Below are 23,190 nucleotides of genomic sequence, written 5' to 3'. Positions count from 1 at the left end.
CGATACAAGGACCGCATGGTCGATTAATGAGGCATCTTGACGAGAGAGTAGGGGTTATGCAAGCGAGTAGTGTACAATCTTAATAAGCGTCATCGTAAGGTTTTATAGCATGCCTGATAAGCCGATCTTTCCTAAACCTCACTGGATTTCAAACGCTGTGAGCCGATTAGCGCTTAAACATTACTTCAGGGTATTGCTGGTGTTACCGCTGTTTGGCTGCGGCGTCAAAGGTCCACTCATCCTCCCGCACTCGGCGTTAACGGCGCCTAGCCAGCAGCAGCTCACTATCAGCTGTCCAGTCACTAGCCCCGCTTGATCGCCTATGAGTATGCTGTTCAGTAGCCGCCCTGCTTTGAAGAAAAAAGGCCTCCACTTTTGCAAAATGCAGAGCCTGGGGAATGACTTTATGGTGCTGGATGCAGTGACCCAAAAAGTATTCTTCTCCGAAGAGCAGATACGCAAGCTGGCCGATCGCCACTATGGGGTAGGTTTTGATCAACTATTGCTGGTTGAACCCCCCTATGATCCCGATCTAGACTTTCATTATCGAATGTTCAATGCCAATGGCCAAGAGATCGCGCAGTGCGGCAATGGTGCTTGCGCACTAGCCTATTTTGTGCGACTCAAAGGGCTGACTAATCGCCGCACAATTCGGATCAGTACGCACAGCGGCCAGCTCTTGCTGACGGTGCTGGCAGATGATCGTATTCAACTAACGCTGGGCGAGCCCTGCTTTGAACCCGCACAAATCCCTTTTAAGGCGGCTCAGCGTGAAAAACAGTATTGTCTACAGCTGTCACAGAAAACAGTGTCCTGTGGGGTGGTTTCGATGGGGAACCCCCACTGTGTATTAGCCGTTCAGGATTGTCGTAGTGCACCGGTGCTGCTCTTGGGAGCACAAATCACCACCCATGAGCGCTTTGCACAGCAGACCAACGTTGGTTTTATGCAGATCGTGACCCCCCAGCAGATCTGCTTACGGGTTTATGAGCGTGGGGTCGGTGAAACGCAAGCCTGCGGCAGTGGTGCTTGTGCTGCAGTAGCCTGTGGGATTGATCAGGGGCTATTGTCCTCCCGAGTGCTGGTTGATCTCCCTGGAGGAACCCTGCAGGTTCAGTGGCTAGGTCCTGGGCATCCGCTGTCGATGATCAGCGTGGCGAGCCTCGTTTATGAGGGGTGGTTGCCGTGGTGAATCCAGTGCGTTATCTCCCTAAAGAGACCGCAAAGACTACGCTTGAGATCAGCACAGATTCAGCAGAGGGTCTTGAGCCATCGATAGCCCGGTTCCTGAATTATTTAAAGGTTGAGCGTCGTTTAAGTCCGCACACCCAACAGAGTTATAGCCGTCATTTGGCCGTGCTGGCTAGCCAGATGCCGATCTGCGGTTTGGTCACCTGGACACAGCTAGATGAGGCCTGGGTGCGGCAGTTGGCCGTCAAGGGCAAATTAGCTGGACTGAGTGCTGCCAGTTTACGGCAGCGATTTTCGGCGCTCCGCAGTTTTTTCAACTACCTGCTACAGCGTGAGGGGATGAAGGTTAACCCCGTTAAACGGTTGACCTTACCACGGAAGGCCCGGCTATTGCCTAAGGGTATAGAGGTCGATGAAGTGCAAAAACTGCTGAACCTGGAGGCCAGTGATCTGCTCTCGGTACGGGATCGGGCGTTGATGGAGCTACTCTATACGGCGGGATTACGCCTGGCAGAGGCCGTGGGGTTAACGATCCACTGCCTTAACCTGGAGAGCGGTGATGTCCGCGTGGTTGGCAAGGGCGGGAAAATGCGTCAATTGCCATTGGGCAGCGTGGCCATCGAGTGGTTACAGCGGTGGTTGCAGTGGCGTGCCACGCTGCCTCGACAAGGGGATGCCCTGTTTGTCACAGCGCAGGGGCGGCCTCTGTCAGCACGGGCCGTACAGAAGCGCTTAGCCCAGTGGGGACGATCGCAGCAGCTGAGCAGTCCATTGCACCCCCACCGATTGCGCCATGGCTTTGCTACCCATCTGCTAGGGGCCAGCGGTGATTTGCGAGCGGTACAAGAGTTATTAGGGCATGCCAGCCTGTCGAGCACGCAGATCTATACACATCTAAACTTCCAGCAGCTGGCTTCGGTCTACGACGCCAGCCATCCACGAGCCCAACGGCGCAAGCCTTCACTGGATCGTTCCTAGCACTATCAGGTTGCTTTAGCTCGCACCTTTAGGCTGCTATACTCCGTGGCAATGAAGATCACCGTAGGTGGGGCACCGTGATAGAGGGATCGGCGTTACTCGAAGGTTTGAATGAAAAGCAGCGGCTGGCGGTTTCAGCGCTCCGTGGCAATTTGCTAGTGCTGGCAGGTGCTGGCACCGGAAAAACCCGGGTATTAGTGCATCGCATCGCTTGGTTATTAGCGGTAGAGCGCTGTTTTCCTTCGACTATTTTAGCGGTGACTTTTTCTAATCAAGCTGCTGGACAGATCCGCCAACGGATCGACCAGCTCCTGCAGCGGTCACACCATGAGGTGTGGATCGGCACCTTTCATGGCATGGCGCACCGCTTGCTGCGGATCCACACGCTAGAGGCGGGATTACCGCTAGATTTTCAAATTATCGATGCAGACGATCAATTGCAGCTGCTGCGACGCTTGATTCGTTTACGGAATTTAGATGAGAAGCAGTGGCCAGCCCGCCAAGCTGCTGGATATATCAACGCCAAAAAAGAGGCAGGATTGCGACCACGGCACGTTGTGGTGTGTGATTCTAGTACAGAGAGCACCTGGCTCGCTATTTATCAGAGCTACCAAGAGGCCTGTGATCGAGCGGGTCTAGTCGATTTTGCTGAATTGTTATTGCGCGCACATGAGTTGTGGCTAGATAAGCCGCTAGTGTTGGAGCAGTACCGTAGACGCTTCACCAATATCCTGGTAGACGAGTTTCAAGACACCAATAGCCAGCAATATGCCTGGATCCGCTGTTTAGCGGGTGAGAGCGCTAAAGTGGTGATTGTTGGCGATGATGATCAATCTATCTATGGATGGCGCGGGGCGCAGGTGGAGAATCTCCAGCAGTTCTGTCAGGACTTCTCAGCAGTCACTACGGTACGCCTAGAGCAAAATTACCGCTCGAGCGGCCATATTTTGCAGGCTGCCAATGCCTTAATCACGCATAACAGCGGCCGGCTTGGCAAAAATCTGTGGACAGAGAGTCCGTTAGGGGCTCAAATTACTTTGCATAGTGCCACTGATGAGCTGGCTGAAGCACGCTTTGTGGTGGATCAGCTGCGGTGCTGGCAGAGACAGGGTCGTCCCTTCAGTGACTGTGCCATTCTGTATCGGAATAATGCACAATCTCGGGTATTGGAAGAGGCGCTGTTACGCGCCAATATCCCCTACCGTATTTACGGCGGCCTGCGCTTTTTCGAGCGCCAAGAGATCAAAGATGCTTTGGCCTATTTGCGGTTAATCGTGAACCGCCAGGATGATGTCGCTTTTGAACGGGTGATTAATACACCCACCCGCGGCATTGGCGAGCGTACACTACTGTTAATCCGCCAAGCAGCACGGGCGCACGCGACGCCTCTGTGGCCTGCCGCTTTACAGTTGTTACAACAACAGGGATTAACTGGACGAGCAGCCGCGGCAGTACAACGCTTTCTAGAGCTGATTGAAGCCCTGGCACGTGATAGTCTGGATTTACCCCTACACCAACAGACCGATCAGGTGATTCGCCACTCGGGGCTGTGGCAATTCTATGAACAGACTCAAGGGGAGCTGGGGCAGACACGTCTAGACAATTTGCGAGAGCTGGTGACCGCGACCCGCCAATTTAAACTGGATGAGCAGGATCCACAACAGAGCCCGCTGCAGGCCTTTCTCAGCCATGTGGTGTTAGAGGCTGGGGAGCGCGGTAGCGGCCCTGATCAACCGGCGGTGCAGTTAATGACCTTGCATAGCGCTAAGGGTCTGGAGTTTCCCCAGATCTTTATGGTCGGTCTGGAAGAGGGGCTCTTTCCGAGCAGTCAATCCTTAAGGCAGGGTGAACGTTTGGAGGAGGAGCGGCGCTTGGCTTATGTCGGGATCACCCGCGCCATGAATCAACTCTTCATCAGCTATGCCGCCGTTCGTCGTCTGTATGGCCTCTCTACGGAACAGCAGCCATCGCGCTTCCTGTCTGAACTGCCCCAGCACTGTTTGGAGAGGCTGCCAGCTGACAGGGTAGGATATGGCTGCTATACCACCCCACGGGGGCGGGTAGATCCGAGCGAACCACGCCTAGACCGCACGGCAGCCCAGCGGCCAGCGCCACCACCCAGCGCCGCCAGTGATTGGGCGTCAGCTAGGCCGGCTGCAGAGGGTGCGGGGATTTTCACCCTGGGGCAACGGGTCTCACATCCGAAGTTCGGCCTCGGCAAGGTGGTGGCACTCGAAGGGAGTGAACCGCATCGCCGTGTGCAGGTCTCGTTTGATACTCAGGGAACCAAGTGGTTGGTGATCGCTTATGCTAGATTGGATAGGCTTCCTTAAATATGACGACTGCTAGTGATAGCGTCAACCCCTAGAGGATAATAACATGCTCAGCGCCTTTACACTGGATAAGCGCCGTCTGGTGCGGCTGGAATTGGATGAGCAGGTCAATCTGAGCACCGCTGTATGGATCGATCTAGTAGAGCCGGAGGAGCATGATCGCGAGATTATTAAACAGCAGCTAGGTCAACTGCTGGCTACACAACCAGAGCTAGATGATATTGAAGCCAGTGCCCGCTGCTTTGAAGACAGCAATGGTCTGCATATTCACTCATTCTTCTACTACCAGGATGCGGTTGATCGCTCCGGCAATGCGACCGTAGCGTTTACCATTCATGATGAACGGCTCTACACGCTACGTGAGCGGGAGTTGCCGGCATTTCGCTTATACCGGATGCGGGCTCGTAGGCAGACGTTGGTGAACGGGAATGCCTATGAGCTATTACTGGATCTCTTTGAAACTAAAATTGAACAGCTAGCGGATGAAATTGAAACGGTCTATAGCGGACTGGAGTCCTTAAGTCGGGTTATTTTGGGGGGTAAACAGGGGGAACTCTTTGATACGGCCCTGTCTACTTTGGCAGAGCAGGAAGATATTGGCTGGAAAGTGCGGTTGTGTCTGATGGATACCCAGCGAGCACTGAATTTCTTGTTACGTAAAACCAGAATGCATGATAATCAATCCGTGCAAGCGCGAGAAATATTGCAAGATATTGACTCATTGCTCCCGCACAATGAAGCGCTATTCCAGAAAGTGAATTTCCTATTACAAGCCGCCATGGGTTTTATTAATATTGAACAGAACCGTATTATCAAGATTTTCTCGGTCGTGTCGGTGATTTTTCTACCACCCACCTTGGTCGCTTCCAGTTATGGTATGAATTTTATCCATATGCCGGAGTTGCAATTGGTGTGGGGCTACCCCATGTCTTTGGGAATGATGCTACTGGCCGGCGTAGTGCCCTATCTCTATTTCAAACGTAAAGGGTGGTTGTAAGTGAGCCCCTGAGCCCTGCCAAAAGTGAGTGTATGGCAGAGCAAGGGGTGTATAGAAATAGTGTGAGAATCAGTTACTCGTGAGCTGAAGGCCTACTGCCGCACTTTTTGAGGCGCTAGCGGATGTTTGGCGATATGGAGATCTTTAGTATAAAACCGATTCATGGTGTTACGGTCGCTCAAACCAACGACATAGGGTTTTACCAAACGCATCACGGCGGGATGGAGCAGTGGGATCAGCGGCACATCTTCTGCTAGTTGTGCTTCTGCCTTGTGATACAGGGCAGAACGCTCAGCAGCGTAGAGACTATCCAGAGCTTTATCAAGCAAGTTATCGAAAGTTGGGCTGTTATAACCTGTTTCATTCCGGCAACTATAGGAAAGATAGTCACCCAGTAACCCATAGGGCTCCCCAGAATCATCAGAAACACTACGGTATGCCGCCTGGTAATTGCCTGTACTTGTTGTATCTAAAAAAGTCTTCCATTCCTGATTGAGTAAAGTCACCTTAACACCTAAATGGGCATCCCATAGCGTACGGACTATAAGTCCCAGCTGTTTATTAAATTCAGTCGTGTTATAGAGTAAGGTAAAACACAACGGATGGTGGGGTCCAAACCCGGCGTCTTGCAGTAGTTTTTTAGCCATTTGCAGGCGCTGTTCAAAACTCCAGGAGATCCAATCCGGCTGGTAGGCTTTTAACCCACCTAACCCATCGGGAACCACATTATAAGCTAGATATTTTTCCGGCATTAACAACTGCTGCATAATGAATTTTCGATCTAAGGCCAGATTTAAGGCTTGACGTACCCGCACATCATTAAAGGGGGGATTTTTTGTATTAAATAGGTAACCCCTCACAGCAGGCGTCGGAAATAGTCGATACTCCTCAGGAAACTCAGGTTGTAACTTTTGGAGCTGTTTTGTGGGAATTTTAGCGTGGGTGATATCAATAGCACCGCTTCGATAACCAGCTAATTCAGCCTCTTCATTGCGTGGTAGATAGGTGACTTGATCGATGACGGTCTGGTTGTTGTCCCAGTAGTTGGGATTGCGGCTGAGCACCACTTTTTCATTCACCACCTGCTCTTTGGGACAGTAGGCGCCATTGCCTACCCAGTTTTTCACTTGGGTCCACTCATCCCCATGCCGCTCGATAGTCGATTGATGTACCGGTAGCAAGCTACTATCGACGAGCAGTTGCTTTAAAAATCCTAACGGTTGCGATAGCGTGATATGCAGTGTCAGCGGCCCAAGGGCTTTCACGCCCAAGGCCTCCGGCGGTAATTTTCCGGCCAAGATCTCGTCGATATTAGCCACTTTCATGCTCCGTAAGCTATCGGCACTGGGAGAGGCAGTTTTAGGATCGGCCAGCCGCCGCCAGCTATAAACAAAGTCACGAGCATCCAGGGGATCACCGTTGGACCACTTTACCCCGGGACGCATATGAAAGCTCCAGGTTTTTTTATTGGAGCTGTAAGCGTAGAGTGCCATCCCAGGAACTACTTCGCCATGGCGATCAAAAATAAATAGCCCCTCCAGGAGGTCATCTATGATATTCGCTTCGGGTACACTTGAGGTTTTATGGGGATCGAGCGATTTGGGATCAGCACCATTGTTGATCACCAAGTGCTGTACGGCGGCTAAGGGTGGTTTAGCTGGTTTAACGGGTAATCCGTAGGCTCGTAAAATCGCGTGAAACCAACCCATTCCTAACACTCCTATTAGTATAAAACGCAACCATTGCTGTCTGTTTTGACTCATGGAATCACCTGTCCAGGCGTTGTTAACTATTATCAACGTTCATCCTAATAATAACTCAACAAGCTATTTGATAGCTAATCCTGTTTAATTTTTTAGGGAGCAGTCATCACTGGCTTAAAAACTGAATACTGAGGATTTTTTGGTATTTTGTTAATTAAAAAATATTATCTTTATTAAAATTAACTAATCTGTTAATTTATTTTAATAAATTATCCAATTAGTCTTGGTTGTATTAGGGTATTCACCCTCACGGTCAGCTCTTCAAAGCTCCGCTGCTAGACAATACCCATCAGCGTTAATGTTATTTTTTAGTAGTTGATCATCGCATGAGCGTATTGTGCCCAGAGTGGCGAATAGCGTCCTAGGAGATAGGCTATCTGATAAAAAGTGACTTGATGGGCAACCTGCATGGGATAATGGTGGATCTGAGGTGGTTGAACCCAAGCCAACGACTGTTGCTCTTGAGCTTCTGGCTTCTGATAGCCATTACGACATCAATAGCACGGCACTAACAGCTGCTGCTGTTGGCAACGCTCGGTAGCAAAGGTTAATGGAATCAGGCTATCAGGCGAGACAGTGATCCCTAACGCTTCTGGTAGCTTACGGACTAAGGCGGTGGTTGGGGTTTCGCCGGCAGCCATTTTACCTCCGGGCAGCTCCCAGGCAGTAGTCTCGCGTTGTCCTGGCTGTGGTTGTGATAACACAATCGAAAATAGCCTCAGTACTATTTCAATCTTTCAATAACTTATCAATTGATTTTACTTTCATAGCCATAGATCAGCTTTTCTTAACAAGGGTTAGGTTACCTTGTTTTACATGATGCCCATTTACACAGACTAGTTTACAGCGCTTATAAGTTGGATGCACACTTGGGTTCACCCCATGCAATATTCCCAGAAAAGTTTTTCACTCTTGGTTGCTGGAGGAATGATAACTCTTTTTGAACAGTTCGATATTTTTTTTTAGCTCATTCAAATCACTCGATAAACCTCTCTCCATCTCCTCCTTTCCATGGCTCTTGGACTTAGCGATATTCTTCCACTTAATCCCGATTCTTCTTATTTCTGCGATTCTAAACATATCAAGTTCTTTAGTTATCTTCTTGGCTCTAGCGGGATCTTCAGTGTTACTAGCGGCCTCCTGAGTTCTACCAGCTATTGGTTCAGCTTTAGCAGTCTCCTCAGGGTTACTAGCTACTGGCTCGGTTCTAGCAGGCTCCTCAGTTCTACTAGCTACGGGTTCAGCTCTAGCAGGCATCTCAGTTCTACTAGCTACCTGTTTAGCTTTAGCCTTCTCTTCTGATCTAAGCACTTTATTATCGCTTAGAACGGCATACTTTAAAGCCATCAGCTGCTCACGCTGCACCCGTGCCAACCGTTGTCCCCTTGCTGAATGTAGCCTGGGGACCTGCTGCGGATCCAATTGTTGCGATAAGGGGAGGGAAAAGTGGTAACGCAATACCGCCCTGATCTGCTGTTTAGCCTGGCCGTCTGGATCGGTCTGCCGATAGTAGGCTAAGGTCAAGAGCGGGATCGGCGTGTAATCAATCCCCCAGCACCACTGCTGTGGATTCTGGTATCGTTGTCGCGCGCTACCCCACAACACTGCATCACCGAAATAGTGGGCATAGCGTACGGAAGCGCCAATAGCGGGTAAGGCGGGGAGATAGCTCCGTAAGATCACATCATAACCGTTGGCCGCACGCTGCTGATACTCTTGCAAATCACGCACTGTTCGCCAGCCATTAGCTGAGAGATAGCCATTGATGGCTAGTGTTAACGACTGCCACTGTGTCTCAGCCCCCAAGCCTAAACGACGTTGCTGTCGTGAGGTCTCTTGATCATAAAATAGATTACACCCCACCCCCCAATGGGTCTTTGGAAAATAGCGCCATCCCACGCCTAGACTCAATAGATTGCGCTGTTGCTGACGCTGCCAGGCCCCTTGTAGCAATAGTAGCTGCTTAGGCTTTTGCACTAAGGGCCAGACTCCTTCAATGAGTACCGCCTCATTAGGCGCCCCGACTGCTAAATAAAAGTCAGGAGAGGCCTGAACAGTCGCTGAAGACTCATCATGGCTTGTCAAGCCATGATCCACCGCCCCAGCCGCGATGATGATCGGAGCAGTGATGAGCAACCAACCGGAGAGGGCAATGTGTAATAAATAGGTCATAGGGCTATTGATTTAATAAACAGAAAAGGTTGATCGTTTGAAATTTAATCAATAAAAAAGACCAGCGTGATCTGTAAAATGATTACTTTTTTAATATTATTATCAATAAAATCAATCCTGTCTACTATTAATGAATAATGTTAGATTGATTGTTATTTATAAAAAAACTAATATTAAATTTAAAAAACAATAAGATCATAATCAATATAAAAGTGTTTATTTAAATCGGCCCGGATCAAATAAGGGAACAACAGAGTGTTTTTTCCAACGGTTAACAAAATAGAAGATAGTCCAAAATTTTTTTATTAACCTGTTTGCTATCACTTTTTATATCGTTTTAGACCTATTGAGGATCAGGATATCCTGGGATGATCGGCCTTCTTTTAAGGAAACAAGCCCACGAAGGATATCCGCTACAGAATTTATTTTCCGAATATTGACGGCGTTGCAATCGCTACCCTAGGATGGCTGGAGGGGTTAAAAAACGGCAGGTGATGGGATGGCCAGGCATTTATGCAGTAGAGGCTTGATGAGTCTGTGGTTATTGGGGGGATCACTGGGAGGAGGGCCGCCGGCAGCGGCGCAGACCGCTACGCTCAGCAGTGAGCAGGCCCCTATGCGGTCGTTCAGACTACTGCCCTACGACGCCAACTATTTTTTAGTGACCCAGACCCACCCTATCAACAGAGCAGTGCTACATTATGCACGGTGCTATGCCAATGATTTGAAGCCAGCAGAAGCTAAATTTCAACTCAGTGTAGCCTTCTCGATGTGGGATAACATCCTGGGGAATCAGAGCTGGTTAGGGTTCTCTTACACCCAGCGTGTTTGGTGGCAGTTGTTGAGTCCTGTGATCTCCTCGCCATTCCGTGAAACCAATTATGAGCCGCAACTGTTTATCGCTTGGCGAACACCGCTGTCCCGGTGGGGCTAGCAGTTCAATCAGCTTGAGCTGGGATTTAACCATCAATCTAATGGCTGCGCCTACCGCACCTCCCGTAGTTGGAATCGTCTTTATGCCCGTTTTTTGGCACAACAAGGCCAATGGCACCTTGATCTAAAGTCCTGGATCCGTTTAAAAGAGGGGGAAGGGGATGATAATCCCGATATTACACGCTACTTAAGTTACTACCAGCTGCAAATGGCTTATCATTTTAATAACCGAAGTCGGATCTATCTAAAGCATTATTACCATTGGTCTACCGGCTATGGAGGCTATGAGTTAGGGGGGCACTATCCACTCACTCCAGGGCTACATCTGTACTTACAGTGGTTTAATGGTTACGGTGAAAGTTTAATTGATTATAATTTCCGCCAATCGCGCCTAGGCATCGGTTTGATCTTAGATTTGATTCCACCCTCCGGTTAGTGATGAGCAGGCGGGAGGGGACAGGTCCCATTAGCCAAAAAATCTAGAGAGAGGTTGGTGTGTCCGCAGCATCCGCAAACAGAGATTCAGTCGATCACGCCAGCAAGAGTTTGCGAATTTTACGCCAAGTGTTTGGCTATCAGCAGTTTCGTAGTGGGCAATTGGAAATTATCGAAGCGGTGCTCAGTGGGCGAGACAGCTTGGTGGTACTGCCCACCGGTGGGGGTAAGTCACTCTGCTACCAAATCCCAGCGTTGGCGCTTGAGGGGTGCACCTTAGTGATCTCACCACTGATCGCCCTGATGAAGGATCAAGTTGATCAGCTGCTGCTGAATGGCGTCAGTGCTGCTTATTTGCACGCCGCTCAGCCAGTAGCTGTACAACGCAGCCACTGGCGCGAACTACAGGCTGGCCATCTCAAACTGCTGTATATCTCGCCAGAACGGCTACTATCGGACCATTTTTTCGAACGCTTACCAGAGTCACTGAGCTTCATGGCCATCGATGAAGCCCACTGCGTTTCGCAGTGGGGCCATGATTTTCGTCCAGAGTACCAAGCGATTGGACGTGTCAAGCAGCGGTTTCCAAACCTTCCTTTGATGGCCCTCACCGCCACGGCGGATGAATCCACCAGACGGGATATCACCCATCATCTCTGTTTACAGCGCCCAGTGTGCTATATCGGCAGCTTTGACCGTCCTAATATTGATTACACGGTCCAGGAGAAGTTTAGGCCTTTGGAACAGCTGTGGCGCTTTATCCAGCAGCAACAGGGCAATAGTGGCATCATCTATTGTCGGAGTCGTGCCAAGGTAGAGGAGCTGACAGTGCGCTTACAGCAGCGCGGTGCCAGCGTTGCTGCCTACCATGCTGGGTTGGAGAGTCTCCAACGGCAACAAACACAGGAGGCCTATCAACGGGATGATCTACAAATCATCGTGGCCACTATCGCCTTTGGAATGGGGATTAACAAACCCAATATCCGTTTCGTTGTACACCATGATCTCCCCTGGACTATTGAAGCCTACTATCAGGAGACTGGCCGGGCCGGCCGTGATGGCCTGCCAGCACAAGCACTACTGCTCTATGATCCAGCCGATAGGGCCTGGTTAAAGAGTGTACTGGCCGATAAGCCAGCCTCTCCCGCCACCAGGGTGGAGTCCCATAAATTGAATGCCATGGGGGCCTTTGCCGAAGCTCAAACCTGTCGCCGTTTAGTCTTATTGAATTATTTTGGGGAACCCCGGCAGACGCCCTGTGGCCATTGTGATATCTGCCGTGATCCGCCGCAGCGTTATGATGGGCTATTGGATGCGCAAAAAGCGCTCTCTTGTGTCTATCGAGTGGGCCAGCGTTTTGGGATTGGCTATGTGGTAGAGATCTTACGAGGGGTTAACCAAGCACGGATCCGCGATCAGGGGCATCATCAGCTGACGGTTTATGGGTTAGGTCGAGAGCAGAGCGCCGCTTACTGGACCAGCATCTTGCGCCAATTAATTCATTTAGGATTGTTAGTACAGAACGTCGCACACTATTCGGCACTCCAACTGACTGAAGCCGCTAGGCCGGTATTACAGGGCAAAACTGTGTTGATGTTAGCGGTGCCACGGACCGATCTACTCCACTCTGGGAGTGCTGGAGGTCGTCAGCGTGCGGGCAGCCAGACAGTCGATCCGCTATTCCTACAACTCCGTCAGTTACGCAAAAGCATTGCCACAGAGGAGAACCTTCCGCCTTATGCGGTCTTTAATGACGCCACCTTGCAAGAGATGGCCCTGCAGCGTCCGAGTAGTGAGCAAGCCTTACTGGCTATTAGCGGCATTGGTCAGCGCAAATTGGCCCGTTTTGGCCAACGTTTTCTACACCTCATAGCCACGCAATCACCAGGATGATCTCCCGGCTAGGCCATTATCCCAGGCGTCATAGCGCTCGGCGGAGTATTCATTGTGGAAATTGTTGCGCTAACCAGCGCATCAACCAGCTGAGTAACAGGGTGATGAAGAGATAAATGGCTCCTGTCAGGGTTAAAATGGTTAGCGTATCGTACGTTTGATAATTTAATTGTTGTGCTTGACCCATCAAATCCATCAAGGTGATGGTACTGGCCAGTGAGCTGCTTTTAAAAATCAGTATCACCTCATTGCTGTAGGAGGGCAGCGCCCGTTTGAGGGCTAGCGGCAGTAGGGTGACTAGTGTCTGGGAGCGATTCATCCCGAGTGCCCGACAGGCTTGACGGTAACCCTTCGGCAGCGACTGCCAAGTGTGATAGAGCAACTGGGTAGAGTAGGCGGCACTGTTGAGTGCTAAGGCGCTCATCGCACAAAACCAGGGGGAGAGCAGCAGCCCACTCAGCGCGCCACCCCACAGTGCTGCCAAGGCTCCTGAGCCATAGTAGATCAGAAAAATTTGTATTAACAGTGGCGTACCGGTCAACAGCAGAAGATACAGTTGGATAAAACGGTGTAGCAGCGGCAGGCGCAGCACCAGTAGCGTGGTCAACAGCAGGGTTAAGGCTAAACCGCTGATCAAAGCCACTGCAGTTAATAGTAAGCTCAGCGAGGCCCCCTGTAGCAGGGCTGGTAAATACCCCAGCATTAGCCTGGACTCCGTTCAAAGTGGCTGGCCATTTGCCTTAACCTTGATAACATCAGCTGGCTGATCCCCGTCATGACTAAATAGATCAGGGCAGCTAGCAGGAAATAGGTTAATTTTTTACCGGTCGCCAGGGCAGCAATGTGCGTTTGCCGCATTAAATCATTGATCTCAATGAACGAGACTAAAGCAGTGTCTTTGATAAGGACTAGCCACTGATTTCCCAATCCCGGCAAGGCGTAGCGCCAGGCTTGTGGTAACACGATGCGCCAAAAAACAGCCCACGGTGTCAAGCCCAGGGCAGTAGCCGCTTCAGTTTGGCCTTTAGCGACTGCTTCCAAGGCCCCGTGTAGGGTCTCTGTAGCAGTGGCCGCAAAAATCAAGGCTAAGGCGACGACACCACAGCCAAAACTACTCAAATTAATATAGCGCTGGGTCAATAGGTGCAGCAGCTGGGTGGGCACAAAATAGATCAACAGCAGCACGAGTAATTCTGGTAGACCTTGTAGTAGCAGGGTAAAACCATGCGCTACTCTCCGTAGTAGGGCACAGCGCCCGCGGCGTAGGGCAGTTAATCCCAACGCCAGTAGCAGGCCCAGTAGTAGCGCGCTACCGGCTAGTTGCAGCGTGATTTTGCTGGCTATCAGCAGGGGCACTAAAAAGCCGGTCGTGGGGAGCATTATTCAAACCACTGGCGATGAATCGTCTGCAGCTGACCCTGTTGTTCCAGGGTTGTCAAAGCCTGGTTCAACTGTGCTAACAGAGCGGTATCCTCTTGGCGTACGGCAATCGCGATGCCCTGGCCAAAGTAACGGGGATCACGCACCAAAGGTCCTAACTGGGCTAACTGCGGTTGCTGTTTTAGCCAGCAGTGAGCGACGGCGCTATCGGCAAAGACCGCCTGGATCCGCCCATTGTGCAGATCGAGTAGTGCGTTTTGATAACTATCATAAGTCACCACTGATAGAGAGGGGTACGTTGCCAGCAGATAGTTTTGATGGGTTGAACCCCGTTGAACACCCACCCGCTGCTGTTGGAGCTCGGTCAGCGTCTTGAACCGACCGGTGAGCGTAATAAAGGTGGCGCTGTTGTAATAATAGGGTTGCGTAAAGGCTACCTGTTGGGCACGTACGGGTGTCCGGTCCATTGCCGAAATAATAGCGTCGCTACGGTGGAACTTTAGATTCAGGATCAAACTCTCAAACGCTTGGTGGTGAAAGCTACAGGGTCGATTCAGGAGCCTACAGATGGCGTTGGCCACGTCGATTTCAAAACCGCTGATCTGATTGTTGCCGTTAAAGAAGCTGAAAGGGGGATAGGTCGCTTCGGTAGCGAAGTGCAGACCAGCTGGCTCAGTGGCAGCCAGCGCTAGGCAGAGCCAGAAACCGCTGACCGCAGTGATCAGCCCCCGCCAGATTTTTTTTTTCATCAACATCATCCACTACTCATTGAAGGGGCAGGGGGAACACCCTGCTGATTTAATGGGAGAGGTAGTGGGAAAACGCTGGTGTCTTGGGGTGCGTAAAGCACCGGGCATCACCTTGTTCTACTATCTCCCCCTGCTCCATATAAATCACGTGCGTCGCCACTTTACGGGCCACCTCGGGATCATGGGTGACTATCACCTGGGTCATGCCGGACTGGGAGAGCTCTTGCATAATGGTCGTCATTTGCCCAGTAATTTCAGGATCTAAAGCGGCAGTGGGTTCGTCAAATAACAGGAGTTTAGGTTGCATCATTAAGGCTCGTGCAATGGCTACACGCTGTTGCTGGCCACCTGACAACTGCAGGGGATAGCGGCCTGCATAGGGGGTTAAACCAAGCCGATCCAGTAAGGTGGTTGCCTGTTGTTGAGCCATCGGCTTGCTCAGTTTAAGCACTCGCCGCGGGGCCTCTATTAAATTACCCATCACCGTTTTATGTGGCCAGAGGTGGTACGCTTGAAAGACCATACCCACCCGTTTTCTTAACCCATTAGCCGCTGTTTCGCTAATGGGAAGCGCACAGTCGACGGAGCACCCCATGACCGTTAAGGTGCCAGTGCTTGGAATGGTTAATAGGTTAAAAACCCGCAAGAGGGTGCTTTTACCAGCGCCACTCGGGCCCAGTAGCGCCACCGTGGATCCCGGAACAATCGTCAGGGTAATCTGATGGAGTACCTGGTGTGTTCCGTAAAAACAGTTAATGGCTGTGAGTTCAATACTCATACTAGGCTGCTGTTCCCCGCTCTTTAGAGGGGGAAGATCATAATGATAAAAGGACCATGACGCAATGAACGGCTGCTAGAAAAAGCTTGACTGTAGCTGGTTACCCGTGGAATAAGGTGGTTGCGGCGCTGCCGCCGCTAAGAATTTACGGGCTGATTTTATTGGTTTTGGGCTCTCTTTTTAAGTCAAAGGGCTACTACTCTTAAGCTTAAACCAGTCGCCCCTCTTCTAGGGGCGACTATCCATACCTAAGGTGTCGCTTCTGCTTTCTTCGCAGTGCCACTCTGGCAACAGAGCAGAGCTTTAATTCAAGGCAGACCAGTCACCCGTTTCCTCGTTGAGGTGGTCGCTATCGCTAAAGGCCAGTCTCCGTTTCTTGATCTCCGACTCAGTTTCACCGAGCAGGTCAGGTTTCTTTAATAACCTTTTAAACGGGTTATTCTGTGACAATGACTTTGGAGTCCCTATTTTTTTCCGTTTATTAGGGGTGATTTTATTCTTGAACTTGAAGCCCCCACTTTTCTTGAGCTTTTCTAACAGTTCATTATGTAACGATGACCTCGGAGTCACTGGTTTTTTAGAAAGAGGTCCAGTTTTCTTGAGGTGTCTGCCCATTTTTATCTGTCTTGACAGGTCATCCGGTGGCAGTGGTGGTGGTGGGGGCGGCATCGGTGGTGGTGGGGGCTGTGTCTTTGCCGTTGTGCTTGGGTGGTTATGTTGCTGCGATTCTGTCTGTGTTGCTATCACTCTGTTATCGTTGTCGTTGTGGCGCTGTGGCGCTGTCGGAACGGCTCGCTTTGTATACTCTAAGACCATCACGTAGTCACGACGCACCCTTGCCAACCGTCGTCTCCCCGCTGAATACAGCAGGTTGACCTGCTGCGGATCCAACTGTTTCAATAGTGGGCGCCCGAAGCGGTAATTCAACACCATGCTGAACCGCTGTTTAGCGTGGCCGCTTAAACCGGCCTGCCGGCGGTAAGCTAAGGTCAAGAGCGGTATCGGGGTATAATCAATCCCCCAACGCCACTGCTGTTGATTCCGGTAGGGTGGCGCAGCGCCCAAAGCCACTTTATCACCCAAATAGTGAGCATAACGTACGGAAGCCCCTAGATGGGGCAGGGTGGGGAGAATCCCCCGTAACGTCACCTCATAGCCGTTAGCGGGACGCTGATGATACCCGGTCAAATCGCCCCCTACTCGCCAGCCATTGGCTGGAAGATAGCTATTGACGGCTAGCGTTAATGACTGCCACCAGGCCTCAGCACCCAATCCTATGCGACGTTGTCGTCGCGTGATCTCTTGGTCATAAAATAGGTGATACCCCATACCCCAGTGGCTTTCTGGAAAATAGCGCCATCCCAGCCCAAGACTCAATAGGTTGTGCTGTTGCTGCCGCTGCCAGGCTCCTTGTAGGAATAGCAGCTGCTGTTCTCGCTGCATCAACGACCCTACTCCTTCAAGTGATACACACTGATTAGCCTCCTCCACAGGCGCATCGAGCGTTAAATGAAAGGAGGGTGGCTCCAGGCGAGCTGCTGATGGTTTACCCCTGGTTGCCAAGGGATCTTCAGAAATCCCGGCAGCGATAATGACAGTCGCGGTGATTATCAACCAACCGGGGAGAAGGGTGTGTAACAAACAATTCATAGGATAATAGAGTTCTTCAATAAGTTTATTTAGTTATTAAGAGGGGTGCTTCACTTTAATCATATTTAAAGTGATTCATTTTTTCAATTTCTATTAACAATAATCCAATAGATTACTCAGTAATATAATTAATATTTTTTATATACTAAATAATAAGTTTTTAATAAAAACCAATATGTTAAATGAAACTTGATTGACTCTAGTCGGAAAGAATTTTGAAATTGAAAATTGTATTGATGATAAGGGTCATTTTAAAATTAGCTCGAAATTTTTCCAGGGGATTAAAGTTTAGAGAATAAGTCAAAGGAAGCTTAGAGGGCCTCGTCTAGGGTGAAACCGGACCCTCCTGAGGGAGTTCAGATATCTCAATGAGCCGCTGCTTAACTTAAAGCGAGCTTGCGCCAAAGCGCTGTTCAAACCCTTCACAGGGCCTAGTGTCGAAGGAACTGGCGACTGAGTGTGCTAAGAGCACGGTGTGATCCTGACAACCCCCGCCAGAAGCCTAGCGTTGATGAACATAATCTAGCAGGGCCTGTAGCAGAGCCAGCATAGTGGGTTGATCGGCATGGATTTGCATTAACTGTTGTAACTGCTGCAGATAGGGGGCTTTTTTTTGCTCCAGCTGCTGTTGGCAGTGTGCCGCCCAGCGCTGCTGCTCGGATTGATCCAGCGTATGAGGGAAGTTGCGTGCTCGATAATGGAACAGTAGAGGGGCTAAGCGTTTATCTTGGAAGCTATCAGCTAAGGCCGCCAGCAGCTCTGGCGCTAGGTGTGGCACCTGCGCTATCTTCGATCGATCGGGAGCACTGAAAAAGCCTTCATAGAGACGGGTCTCTACCTCAGAGCTCGTCACCCGCTTCGGTTTTGTGGCCAATATCGCTGCTGCTTTTTCACGGATCTGGGGCGCCATTTGCAGGCTTTTTAAGTTCTTCAGGCAGTGATGGCGATCAAGACCCAATCGCTCAGCATCGGCTGGTCGCAGGAGCGGGGCCGGGGCCAACACCGGACATTTATTCAGATGAATTAATTTTAAGGGAACAGGGGCGTCGGCAGGCGCTAACGCTTCCCGCTTGGTGTAGAGGCGTTGTTGCAGCCACTCACTGGTTTGCGTCAACAGGGGTTCAATATCACCGGCTAGATCACAAGCGATAACGGTATTTTGCTGATCAGGGTGCCAGGCGAGCGGCACCACCCAACTGGCGCAGCCCCGAGAGGCTTTAAACATCCCGGAGATATGGACTAAGGGTGTTAAGCGGCTGGTATCAATCAGCGTTGCTAGTGCCTGTTTACTACGGTGTTGCAGCAGATAGTCAAACAACCTAGGTTGTGCTTGTTGAATCCGTTTGGCAAGCGCAATGGTGGCATAGACATCAGACAAGGCATCATGGGCCTGTTGGTGGGCAATGTCGTTGGCTTGAGTCAGCTGTTGCAGCTTAAAACAGGGGACGCCCTCTGCAGTCACCGGCCACTCAATGCCATCAGGACGCAGCGCATAGCAGGCCCGTACCACATCCAGCAGATCCCAACGGGAGTTGCCTTGCTGCCAACTATACCCATAGGGATCATAAAAATTACGGTAAAACAGGTAGCGGGTGATCTCATCGTCAAAGCGGATGCTATTGTAGCCCAGAATACAGCTATTGGGTTGACTAAACTCCTGGTGAATGCTGCGCGCAAATTCCGCCTCAAGGACGCCCTGCCTCAGCGCCTGTTGTGGCGTAATGCCGGTGATCAGCACAGCATTTGGATCGGGGAGATAGTCTGGTGGTGGCTGGCAATAGAGTACCTTCGGGCTGCCTAGTGGATTAAACTCGGCATCGGTACGGACTCCGGCAAACTGTGCTGGTCGATCTGATGCTGGGTGTTGACCAAAGGTCTCATAGTCATAAAAATAGAAATGGTTCGATCCACGGTGGTTCATCAGCAAGCTCCTACAAGCTAAGAGGCTCTATTTTACTGGGAAGCTAACGCTAGACAGCAACGCCATTGTACCAGTGTGCTTGAGCCACACCAGGATAACTGAAATCCTGGGCACCGGTAGAATCCCCGGTAGGCTCCGCATAGAGGCGCCACTAAGACTTCCAGGATCAAACGAGGACGTCAACAGCAGGGTATTTCTTGATAGTCATGAGCATAGGGGTAGGTATCACAGTGATAGATAACGATCAGCAACCAGGCCTGCTAACGACACAACAGCAGCAGACTAAACAGGTGGCCGCTTTACGGGTAGATGAAGTGCGTTCTAAGGCCTCGCAGGTCCGAAAAAATTTTTCAGAAATTGAAGCGTTAGCCAACTCTATGCTCCAAGAGGGGCAAATTCAGCCCATTGTCGTCTCTCCTAAAAATAGTGAGGGGTACTACCTCATCCAACAGGGAGAGCGTCGTTGGCGGGCCTGCCAGCAGGCAGGGTTGGAGACGATTGAAGCCATCATCAACGATCCCAAGGCAAGCCCGTTGGATGAGATTGCGGGGGAGTTAATAGAAAATATTCAACGTGAGGCGCTCTCACCCTTGGAGATAGCCAATGCCTTACACTGCTTTGTGCAACAAGGTTGGCAGCAGAAAGCGATTGCTGAGCGTCTGGGGAAAACCAGTAGTTTCGTCTCTACTCACCTGTCACTCCTAAAAATGGGCGAGGGCATAACAGCACTCTATCAGGCGAATATCACTCGGGATACCGAGACCTTAAATAATTTGCGGCAGCTCTCTGATCTAGCACCGCAAACAGGAGAGCGTGTTTGTCAGGCAGCTTTGAAAGCGGGAATCACTCGCCGGCAGTCACGTGAGTTATTGAATGAGGCCAAAAGAGGGGTCGGCAGCACGCAGAGCGGAGCTCAGCATCCTACCACTCCCCGCGAGATCAAGGATGATCAGGAGCAGGTGGTGCTTTCTGTAATGCCTACTAGCCCTTCTGGGCCTCTGGAACCGCTAGTCAAACGAGCACCAGTCATTGAACCAGAGTCTGTGGAAGCAGTGGTGGTCGATGCTGCTTCAGCACTGCTCGCTGAGATAGCCCCTGTGGAGGTCGACGCTCCTGAAACGACGGGGGTTGAGATCTCCTCCGCTGAAGCGACCGCTACTGAGCCTCTATCCGCTGAGACTCGCTGGCGGGTAGTGCCTGCTGCCGCATTGCGCATTATTGTCAATATCCTGAGCGACGCTGATTTCCAACAAGGCGTTTTAATGATTGACCGGGTTGATCATCAGTCAGACCATCTCTGGGCTAAGATCTGGCAGGGCGGGCAAGAGAAACTGGTCCGGGTGCCAGTAGCGGATATCGAATTGGTACGGCTAGAAGCTTTAGCGGAGGAGTAGTGCTGAGCCTCTCTTGACAGGCTGTGAGGCTATCGTTATGATGCGTGCGGTTGATAGCTACTCCCCTGTAGTTCAGTCGGTAGAACGGCGGACTGTTAATCCGTATGTCACTGGTTCGAGTCCAGTCGGGGGAGCCAACACCACCCGCCAGAGATCACCCAGATACCTCCCATGACTGCCCCCTTTTATGGCCATACTCCCCTGGGAATACCCCTGGCGCGTGATGTTCACGCCATCAACCACTCAGCAGTGACCAGCGGCCAGTTTCACATGTGAAATTAGCCCCTATCGATGGTCTGCTCCCAGAACATCGACCGTCGCGGATTCCCTGTCCGTAGCAGAGTATGGCTGTTTAATCTCAGTTTTTAAGGGTCTCATCTCTTTAGGCACTTCACGGATCAAGTTAATCCCCAGCAAACCATCACTGAATTGAGCACTATCTGTTCGCCTATGATCAGCGAGCGTCAAGCGCCGCTGAAAAGATTTTTTCATGAGCCCGTGATGGATAGAGTGTTTGCTCTCTCCTTTTCCGGTGTGAGTTCCACACACTGTGAGATGCGATCCCTGCTGTTCAATCTCCAGCTTATCCCGTTGAAAGCCCGCTAGCGCCACGATGATTTGGTAGTGGTTATCCTCTAATTTTTCTAGGTTATAAGGCGGGAAAACCTGATAGCGATCCTCTTTTTCTAGTGCTGGCCTACAGTGGGTTGTTTATCTCAAGCGTACGGTTTGCAAACGACTACCTCAGCCAGTAGCTCACATCCCATTATTGTGTAAATCTGCCAGCCCCATTTTAGGGGGCGGTTAGCCGCCTGATAAACGCCGAAGCAGTCGGTCCATAGCACGATAGCTCAACGCTTCAGTGAGGTGGTCACGACTGATCCTGGGGGCTGCTTCCAAATCCGCAATGGTTCTAGCCACTTTGAGGATTTTATGCCAGGCACGGATTGACAATCCTAGCTTGGATAAAGCAGTTTCCAAGAAGTGGGCATCAGCCTTCGTCAACGGGCAATCCTGCTCTACTTCTCGGCTGCTGAGCCACACATTGCTTTTGTTTCGTCGGTTCATCTGCAGGGCACGAGCAGCGATAACCCGTGCTTGAATCACCGGGCTGCTTTCGCCGCGATCACGCCCCTGACTCAGCGCTCCATAGGGGAGTAGTGGCACCTCTAATGAGAGATCAAAACGGTCTAGCAGGGGCGCCGAGAGTCGGTTAAGATAGCGTAACAGCGGCCGTGGATCGGCCAGTAAATCAGCTCCTGATACTGTTTTGTTGAGGCTAGGATTCATCGCGGCAATCAACTGAAAACGGGCTGGAAAATTTATTTTATAATTAGCCCGCGCAATGGCAATTTCACCTGATTCCAAAGATTGCCTGAGCGCATCTAGGGAGCGCCGATCAAATTCGGGTAACTCATCGAGGAATAGCACGCCGTTATGCGCTAAGGCAATTTCCCCCGGGGTAGGGCGTGAGCCGCCGCCGACTAAAGCTGCCATGGAGGCGGTATGATGCGGGGCCCGGAAGGGCGGAGGGTGCCACGGTTGAAGGGGTTGCTGGCCGTTAGCCAAACTGGCAATCGCAGCACTCTCTAAGGCTTCATCAGGAGTGAGCGGTGGTAGCAGACTGGTTAGACGATTAGCTAGCAAAGTTTTTCCCGTGCCGGGCGGTCCTAACAGGAGTAGATGATGGCCTCCAGCAGCGGCAATTTCTAAGGCACGTTTAGCATGTTGCTGACCAATCACCTCTTGCAGATCTAATGGGGTGTGTAGCACCGGCCTCTCGATGAGTATTGCCGAGGGTAGTGGTTGTTTGCCATGCAAATAGGCACAGAGGGTGAGGAGATCAGGCGCTATTAAGGTCTCCTGTCGCCTGACAAGGGCCACCTCATGCTGATTACGCTCGGCTATAATCAGTTGGCGTTGAGCAGCGTGAGCGGCTAAGACAGCAGGAATTGCTCCAATCACGGGGCTTAGTGATCCGGATAACCCGAGTTCACCCAGAAACTCATAGCGAGATAAGTTGTCTGTTGGGATCTGTGCCGAAGCGGCCAGGATCCCCAAAGCGATAGGTAAATCAAATCGCCCACCCTCTTTAGGGAGATCAGCCGGTGCGAGATTAACCGTAATGCGCTTTGCCGGAAAAGTAAAGCCGCTATTCAACAAGGCACTCCGTACGCGGTCTCGCGCCTCTTTAACAGCAGTCTCTGCTAAGCCCACCAAGGTGAAACAGGGTAAGCCGGTGCTAATATGAACCTCTACCAGGACTGCGGGCGCTTGTATCCCGATCGAAGCACGGGTATAAATGATGGCTAGGGTCATAAGGCAACCAGCGTGCAAAGCTCATGAACCCTTTGTAGCTGATCACAGGGATTTATCACCTGTTGTGTTCTAATGCTCGAGGCGATTCACAGAAATGGCGGTCCATTAGGGTAGGTTGTGTTTGTTTGGGAGCTATTTTATAATGCTGCTTTGTTATTGCACACTGTCGGTAGTTTTTAGAATTTTTTAAACAGTTAGTTATTGTTACAAAGCAATCTTTAATGATTAGTTAAACTATGATAGGGTTAAATAATCAATCAGATATCAGGCAACTTTTAAATCAGTATTTTTATAAAAAATACAG

At 50.8% G+C, this 23,190-nt stretch carries 17 protein-coding genes, 1 tRNA gene and 2 pseudogenes; 8 read left to right on the top strand and 12 right to left on the bottom strand.

Annotated features, from left to right (window positions below; genetic code table 11):
* The first annotated feature begins 328 nt into the window (after positions 1–328).
* From dapF to corA, 4 genes are all read left to right on the top strand, one after another.
* Positions 329–1,192 carry a diaminopimelate epimerase gene (gene dapF, locus NL324_RS03350; protein ID WP_253307117.1) on the top strand — a complete coding sequence of 288 codons (864 nt, stop codon included), beginning with the start codon at positions 329–331 and terminating at the stop codon, positions 1,190–1,192.
* A gap of 5 nt (positions 1,193–1,197) precedes the next feature.
* Positions 1,198–2,169 (top strand): tyrosine recombinase XerC, encoded by a 972-nt coding sequence (locus NL324_RS03345; RefSeq protein ID WP_436298254.1) that lies wholly within the window; start codon positions 1,198–1,200, stop codon positions 2,167–2,169.
* A gap of 80 nt (positions 2,170–2,249) precedes the next feature.
* Positions 2,250–4,502 carry a DNA helicase II gene (gene uvrD, locus NL324_RS03340; protein WP_253307115.1) on the top strand — a complete coding sequence of 751 codons (2,253 nt, stop codon included), beginning with the start codon at positions 2,250–2,252 and terminating at the stop codon, positions 4,500–4,502.
* Between the two features lie 46 nt (positions 4,503–4,548).
* Entirely contained in the window at positions 4,549–5,499 is a 951-nt protein-coding gene (corA, locus tag NL324_RS03335) for a magnesium/cobalt transporter CorA (RefSeq protein WP_253306337.1), read from the top strand.
* Between the two features lie 92 nt (positions 5,500–5,591).
* Here corA and NL324_RS03330 read toward each other — a convergent pair whose 3' ends face one another.
* The 4 genes from NL324_RS03330 to NL324_RS03315 form a co-directional block, all read right to left on the bottom strand.
* Complete coding sequence (locus tag NL324_RS03330; protein WP_253306336.1) at positions 5,592–7,208, bottom strand: ABC transporter substrate-binding protein; 1,617 nt, start codon at positions 7,206–7,208, stop codon at positions 5,592–5,594.
* A gap of 362 nt (positions 7,209–7,570) precedes the next feature.
* Positions 7,571–7,711, bottom strand: a complete 141-nt coding sequence (locus NL324_RS03325) for a hypothetical protein (RefSeq protein WP_253306335.1) — start codon at positions 7,709–7,711, stop codon at positions 7,571–7,573.
* A gap of 45 nt (positions 7,712–7,756) precedes the next feature.
* Entirely contained in the window at positions 7,757–7,966 is a 210-nt protein-coding gene (locus NL324_RS03320) for an NUDIX domain-containing protein (protein ID WP_253306334.1), read from the bottom strand.
* Between the two features lie 202 nt (positions 7,967–8,168).
* A complete protein-coding gene (locus tag NL324_RS03315) occupies positions 8,169–9,434 on the bottom strand; it encodes an inverse autotransporter beta domain-containing protein (protein WP_253306333.1) in 1,266 nt (421 codons plus the stop codon).
* A gap of 499 nt (positions 9,435–9,933) precedes the next feature.
* On the opposite strand from NL324_RS03315, the pseudogene NL324_RS03310 reads away from it, so the two are divergent.
* Positions 9,934–10,803 (top strand): annotated as a pseudogene (locus NL324_RS03310) (phospholipase A).
* Between the two features lie 59 nt (positions 10,804–10,862).
* Positions 10,863–12,695 carry a DNA helicase RecQ gene (gene recQ / locus NL324_RS03305; protein ID WP_253306332.1) on the top strand — a complete coding sequence of 611 codons (1,833 nt, stop codon included), beginning with the start codon at positions 10,863–10,865 and terminating at the stop codon, positions 12,693–12,695.
* A 49-nt stretch (positions 12,696–12,744) separates the two neighbouring features.
* Here recQ and artM read toward each other — a convergent pair whose 3' ends face one another.
* The 6 genes from artM to sbcB form a co-directional block, all read right to left on the bottom strand.
* On the bottom strand, positions 12,745–13,398 hold the full coding sequence (gene artM / locus NL324_RS03300; protein ID WP_253306331.1) for an arginine ABC transporter permease ArtM: 654 nt from the start codon (positions 13,396–13,398) through the stop codon (positions 12,745–12,747).
* Positions 13,398–14,075: an ABC transporter permease subunit gene (locus NL324_RS03295; protein WP_253306330.1), complete on the bottom strand. Its 678-nt coding sequence runs from the start codon at positions 14,073–14,075 to the stop codon at positions 13,398–13,400. Before NL324_RS03295 ends, artM begins: the two co-directional genes overlap by 1 nt.
* Positions 14,075–14,824: a transporter substrate-binding domain-containing protein gene (locus NL324_RS03290; protein ID WP_253306329.1), complete on the bottom strand. Its 750-nt coding sequence runs from the start codon at positions 14,822–14,824 to the stop codon at positions 14,075–14,077. Before NL324_RS03290 ends, NL324_RS03295 begins: the two co-directional genes overlap by 1 nt.
* Positions 14,825–14,873: 49 nt before the next feature.
* Positions 14,874–15,602, bottom strand: a complete 729-nt coding sequence (gene artP / locus NL324_RS03285; protein ID WP_253306328.1) for an arginine ABC transporter ATP-binding protein ArtP — start codon at positions 15,600–15,602, stop codon at positions 14,874–14,876.
* A 303-nt stretch (positions 15,603–15,905) separates the two neighbouring features.
* Entirely contained in the window at positions 15,906–17,252 is a 1,347-nt protein-coding gene (locus NL324_RS03280; RefSeq protein WP_253306327.1) for an inverse autotransporter beta domain-containing protein, read from the bottom strand.
* Between the two features lie 502 nt (positions 17,253–17,754).
* Entirely contained in the window at positions 17,755–19,173 is a 1,419-nt protein-coding gene (gene sbcB / locus NL324_RS03275) for an exodeoxyribonuclease I (RefSeq protein ID WP_253306326.1), read from the bottom strand.
* Positions 19,174–19,379: 206 nt separating this feature from the next.
* On the opposite strand from sbcB, the gene NL324_RS03270 reads away from it, so the two are divergent.
* Together NL324_RS03270 and NL324_RS03265 are read left to right on the top strand one after the other, a co-directional pair.
* A complete protein-coding gene (locus NL324_RS03270; protein WP_253306325.1) occupies positions 19,380–20,567 on the top strand; it encodes a ParB/RepB/Spo0J family partition protein in 1,188 nt (395 codons plus the stop codon).
* Between the two features lie 61 nt (positions 20,568–20,628).
* A tRNA-Asn gene (locus NL324_RS03265) sits at positions 20,629–20,704 on the top strand.
* A 148-nt stretch (positions 20,705–20,852) separates the two neighbouring features.
* Here NL324_RS03265 and NL324_RS03260 read toward each other — a convergent pair.
* Both NL324_RS03260 and NL324_RS03255 read right to left on the bottom strand, forming a co-directional pair.
* A pseudogene (locus NL324_RS03260) lies at positions 20,853–21,197 on the bottom strand (Hsp20 family protein); the annotation flags it as partial.
* A 174-nt stretch (positions 21,198–21,371) separates the two neighbouring features.
* Positions 21,372–22,886 carry a YifB family Mg chelatase-like AAA ATPase gene (locus tag NL324_RS03255; protein WP_253306323.1) on the bottom strand — a complete coding sequence of 505 codons (1,515 nt, stop codon included), beginning with the start codon at positions 22,884–22,886 and terminating at the stop codon, positions 21,372–21,374.
* Positions 22,887–23,190 lie beyond the last annotated feature (304 nt).

The organism is unidentified bacterial endosymbiont (genome assembly GCF_918320885.1).
Taxonomy (GTDB): Bacteria; Pseudomonadota; Gammaproteobacteria; order Enterobacterales.
The sequence above is the reverse complement of the archived record's forward strand: the minus strand, read 5'-3'. Positions and strand labels throughout refer to the sequence as shown.

What these genes read in the sequence shown, in the direction of transcription:
- NL324_RS03330 (WP_253306336.1), bottom strand. Translation starts at nt 7,208, where the DNA reads ATGGGTTGGTTTCACGCGATTTTACGAGCCTACGGATTACCCGTTAAA.
- artP (WP_253306328.1), bottom strand. Translation starts at nt 15,602, where the DNA reads ATGAGTATTGAACTCACAGCCATTAACTGTTTTTACGGAACACACCAG.
- dapF (WP_253307117.1), top strand. Translation starts at nt 329, where the DNA reads ATGCTGTTCAGTAGCCGCCCTGCTTTGAAGAAAAAAGGCCTCCACTTT.
- NL324_RS03270 (WP_253306325.1), top strand. Translation starts at nt 19,380, where the DNA reads ATGAGCATAGGGGTAGGTATCACAGTGATAGATAACGATCAGCAACCA.
- NL324_RS03255 (WP_253306323.1), bottom strand. Translation starts at nt 22,886, where the DNA reads ATGACCCTAGCCATCATTTATACCCGTGCTTCGATCGGGATACAAGCG.
- NL324_RS03280 (WP_253306327.1), bottom strand. Translation starts at nt 17,252, where the DNA reads ATGAATTGTTTGTTACACACCCTTCTCCCCGGTTGGTTGATAATCACC.
- corA (WP_253306337.1), top strand. Translation starts at nt 4,549, where the DNA reads ATGCTCAGCGCCTTTACACTGGATAAGCGCCGTCTGGTGCGGCTGGAA.
- NL324_RS03295 (WP_253306330.1), bottom strand. Translation starts at nt 14,075, where the DNA reads ATGCTCCCCACGACCGGCTTTTTAGTGCCCCTGCTGATAGCCAGCAAA.
- NL324_RS03290 (WP_253306329.1), bottom strand. Translation starts at nt 14,824, where the DNA reads ATGAAAAAAAAAATCTGGCGGGGGCTGATCACTGCGGTCAGCGGTTTC.
- sbcB (WP_253306326.1), bottom strand. Translation starts at nt 19,173, where the DNA reads ATGAACCACCGTGGATCGAACCATTTCTATTTTTATGACTATGAGACC.
- artM (WP_253306331.1), bottom strand. Translation starts at nt 13,398, where the DNA reads ATGCTGGGGTATTTACCAGCCCTGCTACAGGGGGCCTCGCTGAGCTTA.
- NL324_RS03315 (WP_253306333.1), bottom strand. Translation starts at nt 9,434, where the DNA reads ATGACCTATTTATTACACATTGCCCTCTCCGGTTGGTTGCTCATCACT.